At 61.4% G+C, this 9,217-nt stretch carries 9 protein-coding genes and 1 pseudogene; 5 read left to right on the forward strand and 5 right to left on the reverse strand.

What is annotated here, in order from left to right; genetic code table 11:
* Window positions 1-127 precede the first annotated feature (127 nt).
* Complete coding sequence (locus OKC30_RS17975) at window positions 128-553, reverse strand: hypothetical protein (RefSeq protein WP_029313758.1); 426 nt, start codon at window positions 551-553, stop codon at window positions 128-130.
* Window positions 554-666: 113 nt separating this feature from the next.
* A complete protein-coding gene (gene hupA / locus OKC30_RS17980) occupies window positions 667-939 on the reverse strand; it encodes a nucleoid-associated protein HU-alpha (protein ID WP_005305063.1) in 273 nt (90 codons plus the stop codon).
* A 338-nt stretch (window positions 940-1,277) separates the two neighbouring features.
* Here hupA and rsd point away from each other — a divergent pair, with 338 nt between their 5' ends.
* A complete protein-coding gene (gene rsd, locus OKC30_RS17985) occupies window positions 1,278-1,760 on the forward strand; it encodes a sigma D regulator (RefSeq protein WP_160839077.1) in 483 nt (160 codons plus the stop codon).
* Window positions 1,761-1,862: 102 nt separating this feature from the next.
* On the forward strand, window positions 1,863-2,249 hold the full coding sequence (locus OKC30_RS17990) for a PilZ domain-containing protein (RefSeq protein WP_029313755.1): 387 nt from the start codon (window positions 1,863-1,865) through the stop codon (window positions 2,247-2,249).
* Window positions 2,250-2,302: 53 nt separating this feature from the next.
* On the opposite strand, the gene radA is transcribed toward OKC30_RS17990, so the two are convergent.
* The gene (radA, locus tag OKC30_RS17995; protein WP_010673036.1) at window positions 2,303-3,667 is read right to left on the reverse strand and encodes a DNA repair protein RadA; all 1,365 of its coding nucleotides are present in this window, start codon (window positions 3,665-3,667) and stop codon (window positions 2,303-2,305) included.
* Window positions 3,668-3,767: 100 nt separating this feature from the next.
* Between radA and OKC30_RS18000 the strand changes: the two are divergent.
* Window positions 3,768-6,143 (forward strand): annotated as a pseudogene (locus OKC30_RS18000) (PilZ domain-containing protein).
* Window positions 6,144-6,199: 56 nt separating this feature from the next.
* Here the strand turns inward: OKC30_RS18000 and OKC30_RS18005 are convergent.
* Complete coding sequence (locus OKC30_RS18005; RefSeq protein WP_160839081.1) at window positions 6,200-7,105, reverse strand: alpha/beta hydrolase family protein; 906 nt, start codon at window positions 7,103-7,105, stop codon at window positions 6,200-6,202.
* A 28-nt stretch (window positions 7,106-7,133) separates the two neighbouring features.
* Window positions 7,134-8,138, reverse strand: coding sequence for a phosphoserine phosphatase SerB (gene serB / locus OKC30_RS18010; protein ID WP_160839083.1), 1,005 nt, complete (start codon window positions 8,136-8,138; stop codon window positions 7,134-7,136).
* Between the two features lie 193 nt (window positions 8,139-8,331).
* On the opposite strand from serB, the gene OKC30_RS18015 reads away from it, so the two are divergent.
* Both OKC30_RS18015 and OKC30_RS18020 read left to right on the forward strand, forming a co-directional pair.
* Window positions 8,332-8,940: an AhpA/YtjB family protein gene (locus OKC30_RS18015; RefSeq protein ID WP_049636480.1), complete on the forward strand. Its 609-nt coding sequence runs from the start codon at window positions 8,332-8,334 to the stop codon at window positions 8,938-8,940.
* A 79-nt stretch (window positions 8,941-9,019) separates the two neighbouring features.
* Window positions 9,020-9,184: a hypothetical protein gene (locus tag OKC30_RS18020; protein WP_270809728.1), complete on the forward strand. Its 165-nt coding sequence runs from the start codon at window positions 9,020-9,022 to the stop codon at window positions 9,182-9,184.
* Window positions 9,185-9,217: the final 33 nt, after the last annotated feature.

Here is a 9,217-nt window from a genome sequence, read left to right on the forward strand (position 1 = left end):
AAGCCAAACCACAGAAGTATGCGACGAGAAAACCTAGTAAAAACAATGCCAGTCAGGCTTAACTGACTGGCATTAGCGCCCCTGCGCCGGCTTTTTTGTCACCACGGAGGTGACCCGACAGTCTGGCTTACTCTTCCTGAACCATGAACTGGAGTTCAGGGGGAGAAGAGGTCAGCACATCGGCGCAGTAATCCCAGGTCGAGATGCGGTAGTGCTGCAAATCTTCATCCAGGTGCAGTCCATCGGATTCCTGATGGAACCAGCTGGCGAAACGGGACGGGGTGATGAGCTGGATCTGCTCCTCGATGACGTGGCTGTCACGCCCCTCCGCCAGATCGCAATCCTCCATCACCCGCACTGCGAAGATGTGGCGAAAACTCACCCGGCACAGGGGCAACGGAGGCAGATCGATGCTGCGAGCACGCCCCAGCATGACGGTCAGGGTGTCGCTCCAGATATCCTGATGCAGTTCGGCCACGACCAGGCCGGGAGGGAGTTGACGAGAGGGTGCCCAGGGGACGGCTACCTGCCGAATGGCATTTTTCTGTTCCATATCCACCTCGCTACAGCGCATGCCATATTCTGAGTGTATCTGAAACAAATTTTGACGAAGATGGCAAGAAAAAACCCGGCACAAGCCGGGTTTCATTTGATTACAAGACGATCTTATTTGACGGCGTCTTTCAGCGCCTTGCCAGCCACGAAGGACGGCACATTGGCGGCTGCAATCTGGATCTCTTTACCGGTTTGCGGGTTGCGACCGGTACGGCCCGCGCGATGGTTGACCTTGAAGGTACCAAAACCCACCAACTGAACGGCATCGCCCTCTTTCAGGCTCTGGGTAATACCATTGATGATCTCTTCCAGAGCGACTTTGGCCTGAGCTTTGCTCAGGTCTGCTTTGGCGGCAATTGCATCGACAAGTTGAGCTTTGTTCATAACATTTCCTTTATGATCGGGCATTTAGCACCGGGCCACTCTATTCAAAAAAAAACACTCAGGCAAAGGCTTTATCAGCCGGATTGGCTTGAATGCTGGGGTTTTCATCAAGATCTGCGGAAATAGTCACATATATCGCCCCCTTGTCCCCTGGATGGGCGACAGGATGCGAAGTACCGGTGGGGAGAGGCATGCAAATCCCCGCCTGATGTAACAATATCCCTACACTCCTATTGACGGTCAACTGGATTTTCCCTAGTTATAGGAGTGTCGTCAGTCGATGAGAATGACCGAAGGCATGCGACCCGAGAGCCGCATGCCATGCCCATGGAGGGACTATGTTAACTGAACTGGAAAAAACCAAGCGCGCACTGGCAGGCAAGCACAGAGCAATAGATGACTGGCTGGATGCCAGACAGGCGTTGCTGGTCGAGTACATGCGACTGGCAGGCCTCATGCCCGCCAAGTGCAAGCAACGCACCCTCCCAGGTCACGTCGAACTGCAACGTTTTTGCGAACAACTGGTCGATTACGTCAGCGCAGGCCATTTCGAGATCTACAACCACGTCGTCACCGCCTTTGAGCAAGCCAGCCGGGACAAACTGGAGCTGGCCAAGCGCATCTACCCCCATATCCGTGCCTGTACCGAATTCGCGCTGGAGTTCAACGACAAGTACAGCAACGCCGACGAAGCCCAGTTGCTGCAACTGGACGAGGATCTGAACCAGCTCGGCCCCGTGCTGGAGGACAGGTTCAAACAGGAGGATCGGCTGGTCAAGGCGCTGCAGGTGGTGGAATCCCTCAGCCATCAGCAGGTCTGATATTCAATATCGGAGCCAGTTCAATATCCTGGCGTGCCAGCTGGATTACACTCTGCAACATGAAGGATGAGCATCTTGCTCGCACGTAGACCGGAGACGACCATGGCCGAGCGCCGCCACTTTACTCGGATTTTCTATTTGACCGCCGCCAAGCTCACCCAGGGTGAACACCAGTGGCGCACCCAGCTGGTCGATGTCTCCCTGCAGGGAGCCCTGCTGCTCAGACCCGAGGATTGGGTCGCCAGCGAGGACAAGGAGTACGAAATCTGCTTCGTGCTCGGGGGCAGCGACATCGAGATCAAGATGCAGGTCGAGCTGACCCACGAAGCCAGCAAGAAGCTGGGGTTTTACTGCCACCACATCGACATCGACAGCGCCACTCACCTCAAGCGGATGATCGAGCTGAACATCGGAGAGGAGCAACTGCTCCATCGCGAGCTGGAGCAGTTGCTGCAAGAGCACCGAGACCACGTCCCCCCCGAATCCTGAGCGGGCGGGCAGAAAAACAAAGGAGCGTCCATACGCTCCTTTTTCATGGTCGATTACAGGGCCTCAAGGGCATCGGAGAGTTTCTTCACCGGCACCACCTCCATCCCCTCGATGGGATGTTTGGGCGCATTGGCATGCGGGACGATGGCTCGGCGGAAACCGTGCTTGGCCGCCTCCTGCAGTCGCTCCTGACCCGAGGGCACGGGCCGTATCTCGCCGGAGAGCCCCACCTCGCCAAAGACCACCAGATCCTTGGGCAGGGCCTGATCCCGGAAGCTCGACACCATGGCCAGCAGCAGCGCCAGATCCGCGCTGGTCTCCTCGACTTTGACGCCACCCACCACGTTGATGAACACATCCTGATCCGCCATCTGCAACCCGCCGTGACGATGCAGCACCGCCAGCAGCATGGCGAGACGGTTGTGGTCCATCCCCACCGCCACCCGGCGCGGATTGGAGAGCTGGGAATAATCCACCAGCGCCTGCAACTCCACCAGCAGGGGGCGCGTGCCTTCCCAGATCACCATGACTATGGAGCCCGGAGCCTGCTCCTCCCCGCGGCTGAGGAAAATCGCGGAAGGGTTGCTCACCTCCTTCATTCCCTGCCCGGTCATGGCGAAGACCCCCAGTTCGTTGACCGCACCGAAGCGGTTCTTGTGGGAGCGCAGGGTGCGAAAACGCGAGTCGTGCCCGCCATCCAGCAGCACGGAGCAGTCGATGCAGTGCTCCAGCACCTTGGGACCCGCCAAGGTGCCGTCTTTGGTGACGTGGCCCACCATGAAGATGGCCACATGATTCTGCTTGGCATAGCGTGTCAGCAGCGCCGCCGACTCCCGCACCTGGGAGACGGACCCCGGCGCGGACTGCACATCCGCCACGTGCATCACCTGGATGGAGTCGATGACCATGATCTGAGGCTGCTCCTGCTGGGCTATGAGGCAGATCTGCTCGACACTGGTCTCGGACAACATGCGCAGCTTGTCCGTGGGCAGACCCAGCCGACCAGCCCGCATCGCCACCTGTTGCAGTGACTCCTCACCGGTCACATAGAGGGTCTTCATGCGCTGCGCCAGGCCGCACATGGTCTGCAGCAACAGGGTCGACTTGCCGGCCCCGGGGTTGCCGCCGATGAGAATGGCCGAACCGGGGACCACGCCGCCACCGAGTACGCGGTCCAGCTCCTTGAAGCCCGAGCTGAAACGGGGGATCTCCGTGGTGGCGATCTCCGCCAGGGTCTGCACCTGGCTGCCGACGGCGCCCGCATAACCGGTATAGCGAGCGCTCTTGCCGGGTGTCGTCACCCCCAGTCGCACCTCGGTGATGGTGTTCCACTCCTTGCACTCGCTGCACTGGCCTTGCCAGCGGGTGAAGTCGGCTCCACATTCGGAACAAACATAGGCGGTTTTGTTTTTGGCCATGGATAACTCGGGGACAGGATGAATTCCTGCTTGATATACTTGTTTGCGACCGGCAGATCAAACCCAGAATCGGAAAAGTGACTTTCCGCGGCAGGAATAGATGGATTCAGAACAACCACTACATCTGATAGAACAACTTGTCCCCCTGCTCCGGGAAAAGGACTTCGACGAAATCTTCAACCGTCTGACCCAGAACGAAAATACCAACAGCCGGTTCCTGCTGAAGATGGAACTCAAACGCAAGTGCACCGCCTGCCGGCGCGTCATCGACATGCGCAACGAGCTGGGCGCCCTCTGTCAGGTGCATGAGTTCGACGGGGTGACCCACTTCATGCCCGCCGAGGCCATCGAGCTGTTTCAATCCCAGTGCTACCTCTACCGGGACAGCTACACCCTGGGGGTCTACGAGGCGCTGCAAGCCTGGTACAAACTCAACCAGGGGCGCAGCGACAATCTGGCGCTGCCCATCAGCCCGTTTCGTCCGTTCGATGTCAGCGCCATCCCCTTCGCCAGCCATTACGGGCGACAGGAAGAGCGCATGCACTTCAGCTCTCCCATGGTGCTCCAGCTCGCCAACGGCGAGAAGATCCTCGCCAAGAGCTCCGACATCTCCCTCGGCGGCATCCGGGTATCCGTGCCCTATCTGCCCGACTACCAGACAGGCGACCTGATAGCCGTCTTCTTCACCGGACTGGAACGCGATCATCCCCATCCCCTGCTGCGTGACCCGGTCAGCTACCAGATCCTGGGGGAGGAGAGAAAAGAGGACAAATTCTGGCTCAGGCTGCTCAAGAACGGCGAGCATCCGGTGTTCGACGAGTTCCTGCGCGACTTCATCGAGCGCAACCGCAGCCGCTATCGCGTCAGCGTCGACTACCTGCTCTCCGCCGCCGTCATCAAGGGGTATGAGCAGTTCTATCTGCCACGCATGACCGGCATGCCCCTCTATTTCGGCAAGGGCAGCGTCCCCGCCCTCGAGATCGCCCTGCGCACCGAGAACAACCAGCACATTCTCGAATACTGGCGCGACGCCAAGAACCGCGACATGCTCGCCAGCCTCTTCACCGCTGCCCGCATGCCCTCATTGCTCCCAGGCAAAGAGGGGCTGCGCAAGACGCTGATCTACAGCTTTACCCATGCGGTACGCAGCCACCTCTACTTCTTCTCCGCGACCCGGGAGGAGCTGGAACAGAGCGGACTGACCGCGCTCTTCTTCCAGATCGGCGCCCGCCGCCCCAGTTGGCGGGTGTACAAGTTCAGCATGGAAGCCTGCACCCTGCGGGAGGCCGACCTCGACAACCCCCAGGGCGGGGCGAGCCAGTTGCAGGACAGGCTGCTGCGCGAGCGCCTGGCCCAGCTCGGTTACGTGGGCATGCTGCAGGAGATAAACCTGGACAACCAGCGCGACGAGTTCCAGCGAGAGACGGGTCAGGATCCGCTCAACGCCAACGCCTTGTAGCGCTTTGGCCATGACATCCATGCCGCCCCCTTCGAGATAGAGACGCTGCACTATGTGCAACTGCGCAAGGAGGCGCGCTACATGCACAAGACGGCCATCGTCTTGCATCACAAGGAGCGATCCTGGGTCGGCTGGACCCGAGACATCTCTGCCCACGGCATGCAAATCGAGCTGGAGGAGCCGTTCGACGGGGAGAAGGGAGACATCATCACGGTGGCTCTGCCCCGCTTGCAGGAGCTCGCCAGGAACATGGACCTGCAACGCCTGCCCTATCGGCTGGTCAGCCTCAACCTGAGCAGAACCGTGCTGCATCTGTGCATCGAGGGGACGGCCGAGCGCCATACCGGCCACCAGTTCTTCAGCCTGCTTATCGAAAGCAACCAGAACAAGCTCAAGACCACCCGGGAGTTCAATCGCTATCGCGGCATGGCCAGGGCGCTGCGCAACCTCTACACCCACCACCTGTTCAACACCCCCGTCTATGTGAACAAGCTCAAGGCCGCCCCGAAACTGGCCGCGGCCGGCCTCTCGCCACAGCCACGCAGCCTTTCCCGTCTGCTGCGCATCTGTGCCGAGCAGGATCAGCAGTTGAACCTGTATCCCCTGTTCCAGGGGGCACTGCTCAAGGCCCTGCTGCTCAATCCCCTGCGCGCCATCGAGCGGGAAGACAAGCCGGAAGAGGAGGAGGTCTACATCGCCGCCCTCCACTCCCAGGGGGGAACCCCCCTGTTTCGCAGCCACCTGGCCAGCAGCTTCAGCTCACCGGATCAAAAGCGCCGTTTCATCGAACTGGCCCGGCAACAGGGAGAGTTCTATTCGGTACTGGTGGGTATTTCGCGCACCGGCCGCCCGGACACCAGCTTCATCGCGGGTGAACTGGACTACATCGCCAAGTTCGCCATTCACAAGGCCAAGAAGCTGGAAGAGGAGCTCTGGAGTGTCGTGGGCGTGGGTGAACTGACCGATACCACCGAGGCGACCCTGTTCCGCCTTGGCATACCATCCGGGCCCCGCTAGCCAGCAGGGCCGGGAGACAACAAAAAACGGGCACGCAAGTGCCCGTTTTTTGTCTATCAGGCAGCCTGGGGGTTACGCAGCCAGGCGAGGATGTCGGGGAAGTGATCCTCCTGTGCCTGGGGGGCCGTCAGCATGTTGATGTGGTCGTAATCGAGGCGGTTGCCGTTGTCCCGCCCAAGGCGGGTGTGGCGGACGGCCGAGCCCATCTCGTCGCTGAAGCGGCGCACGTCGACGGGGTGGCCAAGTACCTTGTCCGCCTTGGCGGAGATCATCCAGAGCGGGGGCCAGTTGACCCGGCTCGCCGCCTCGTCATAGGCGAAGCCGTCAAAGGGGTCCAACCAGGGCCCGCACTTGACCCAGGGGATGGTCTCCTGCAGGTAGCGCAGGGGCTCATCATCGGCCCCTATCTTCAACCGGCGGGCGGCCAGAAACCCCCGGCGGCGCGCCAGCCAGGGGGCGAGCCGGTTCCAGATCAGATCCACCTTCAACCAGCGCTCCGGGTTCTGCACCGAGACCCCACGCTTGGTGCCGAAGAACACCAGGCTGGCAACCTGCTCCGCCAGCTCGGGGAAGCGCACCAGGGTCGAGGCCATGATGACGCCGCCCCAGGAGTGGGCCATCCAGTGCACCCGGGCACCGGCATGGCGGGCCGATACCCAGCGCTGCAGGGCGGGCAGATCCTCGGTGATCAGCTCATGCTGACCGTGGCCGGCCCGCTCGGCGATGGTCGGTGTGCTCAGACCCCGACCACGCAGATCCGCCACATAGACCTGATACCCGTGGCGAGCCAGAAAGCAGGCAAGCCCCTTGCCCGATTCGGTGTAGAAGATGCGGCCGTTCTCGATGGCCCCGTGCACCATCAGGATGGGGTCGGCATGCATCGCGACACCGGGCTGGATATGGCGCACATGGAGTCGATGCTCACCGCAGGGGACAAACAGGGATTGCTGTAACAGTTCCATCTCGTGATCGGCTCCTCCTTGAGCGGGATCAGCACCAGCGTCGGTCGCGACAAGCCAGGGCGCCGAGCAGGCAGAGCACCCCTTCCAGATCGTGGTGATTGAGGGTCGCCGCCGCCTGGGCACGAACCAGGGGTTTGGCATGAATGGCAATGCCCAGCCCCGCCACCCCCATCATCTTGAGATCGTTGGCACCATCGCCGACCGCGACCGTCTGGGATGCAACCACCCCGTACTCCGAGGCCAGCTGTTGCAGCGCCTCGGCCTTGGCGGCGGCATCGACGATGGGGCCGCTCACCTTGCCGGTCAGCAGGCCCCCTTCCACCGCCAGCTCGTTGGCGAAAATGGCATCCAGACCCAGAGCACGCTGCAACTCGCCGGCAAAGCGGGTGAAGCCACCGGAGGCGATCGCCACCTTCCAGCCAGCCTGCTTGAGGGTATCGACCATGAGTGGCAGGCCCGGCATCCAGGGCATGTCGGCCGCCACCTCGTCGAGGATGGTGACCGGCGCCCCTTCCAGCAGCGCCACCCGGGCACGCAGACTGTCGGCAAACTCCAGCTTGCCCTGCATGGCCGCCGCGGTAACGGCCGCCACTTGCTCACCGACCCCGGCCAGCCGCGCGATTTCGTCGATGCACTCTATCCTGATCGCGGTGGAATCCATGTCCATCACCAGCAGACCGGGCTCACTCAGGGTAGGCAGGGCGGCCAGATGACACAGATCGATGTCCCACTCCTGGGCTTTGAGCGCCTGCACCAGCTCGGGGGAAAAGCGGTTGGTGCCAAGCAGCAGCAGCGGAATACCGGCCTGCTCCCCTGCGGGATAGAGGCTGGCCTCGAGCCCCAGGGCATCCAGCTGCTGGGCCAGGCGGGCCAGATGACCGGCCTCCAGCCCCTTGCCAAACAGGACAATCCAGGCGCTGTCGTGGGCGTTGGCCGCGGGCAGCAGGGCTTCGTTGGTGAGCTGCCAGCAGGGGGCACAGCTCAGGGCCCCGGACCAGTCGTGCAGGGAGCGGGGAAGTTGGGACAACAACATAAGAGAGACGCCTTCCTTGGAAATCATGGGGTTCATCATGCGGGCCCAGAGTAGCGTATTGCTTTTTGTACAGGCAAGCGCCAAGATCCCGCCTGCGGTGCGGGCAGACATGGAAACAGACCACCCTGTTTCCCGCTTCGCGGCACCGGGGCACCAGCCAGCCCCGCTCATCCATTACCAGAGGCCCGGTTCTGTGCGTCATCTTCCCATCAAACGTGTTGTCAGCCTGGCGGCGGGAGTCCTGCTCGGTCTCTGGGTGCTGGTGCTGCTCATCCACATGCAGGGAGAGAGCCAGGCCGCCCTGCACGCGGCGGCACGGGACAGGGCACAGGCGCTGGTCGCCTATGCCGCCCGGGACATGCGCCGCTGGATCAAGGAGGACAAGGAGAGCGAACTGGAGAGACTGGCGCAGGATCTGGCCGTCGAGCCTGACATTCTGGATGTCACCCTCTATGACGCCCGCGGCATTCCCCTAGCCCAGTCGGACAACGCCCTGCCGCTGGACAGTCTGCTGCCCATCGGCAGCGACAACAAATCCCTGCCGGAGCAGGGCAAGGGGCGCATCCAGTTCGTCCAGGAGATCCAGGACGGAAACCTGACCCTGGGCTATCTGAGGATCACCCTGGAAGAGCAGAAACTGCTGGCCGCACAAGATACCCATCTCAAGGTCAACCAGGAGAAACAGCGCCTGATGCTGCTGGTGATGCTGCTGGCCGGCCTGCTCATCTCCTACGGGGTCCGTCGCAACTACATGCGGGTGCGCAAGCACAAGAAACAGAGCAAACCCGCCGCTCCGCAATAAGCGGGGGTGGATCCCATCCTTCGGCTTGTATATTACACTGGCAAGATCACTGGCAGGAGAGCCACATGATTGCCCCCCCTTGCCGCTGGATGAACACAGTCGACTGGAACGACTGCGCATCCTCGGCCTGCTCGACCACGAGCCCATCGATCAGCTTGATCGCCTCACCCGGCTCATCACCCGGCATTTCGCACTCCCCATGGCCTTGTTGCACAAATCGGGGAACTATCTAGCCAAGTGGTGATCTGATCTCCCGGATCAATCACCGAGCACAGTC

Source organism: Aeromonas sp. QDB18 (genome assembly GCF_027705325.1).
GTDB lineage: Bacteria > Pseudomonadota > Gammaproteobacteria > Enterobacterales > Aeromonadaceae > Aeromonas > Aeromonas caviae.

What these genes read in the sequence shown, in the direction of transcription:
- OKC30_RS17975 (WP_029313758.1), bottom strand. Translation starts at nt 553, where the DNA reads ATGGAACAGAAAAATGCCATTCGGCAGGTAGCCGTCCCCTGGGCACCC.
- hupA (WP_005305063.1), bottom strand. Translation starts at nt 939, where the DNA reads ATGAACAAAGCTCAACTTGTCGATGCAATTGCCGCCAAAGCAGACCTG.
- rsd (WP_160839077.1), top strand. Translation starts at nt 1,278, where the DNA reads ATGTTAACTGAACTGGAAAAAACCAAGCGCGCACTGGCAGGCAAGCAC.
- OKC30_RS17990 (WP_029313755.1), top strand. Translation starts at nt 1,863, where the DNA reads ATGGCCGAGCGCCGCCACTTTACTCGGATTTTCTATTTGACCGCCGCC.
- radA (WP_010673036.1), bottom strand. Translation starts at nt 3,667, where the DNA reads ATGGCCAAAAACAAAACCGCCTATGTTTGTTCCGAATGTGGAGCCGAC.
- OKC30_RS18005 (WP_160839081.1), bottom strand. Translation starts at nt 7,105, where the DNA reads ATGGAACTGTTACAGCAATCCCTGTTTGTCCCCTGCGGTGAGCATCGA.
- serB (WP_160839083.1), bottom strand. Translation starts at nt 8,138, where the DNA reads ATGTTGTTGTCCCAACTTCCCCGCTCCCTGCACGACTGGTCCGGGGCC.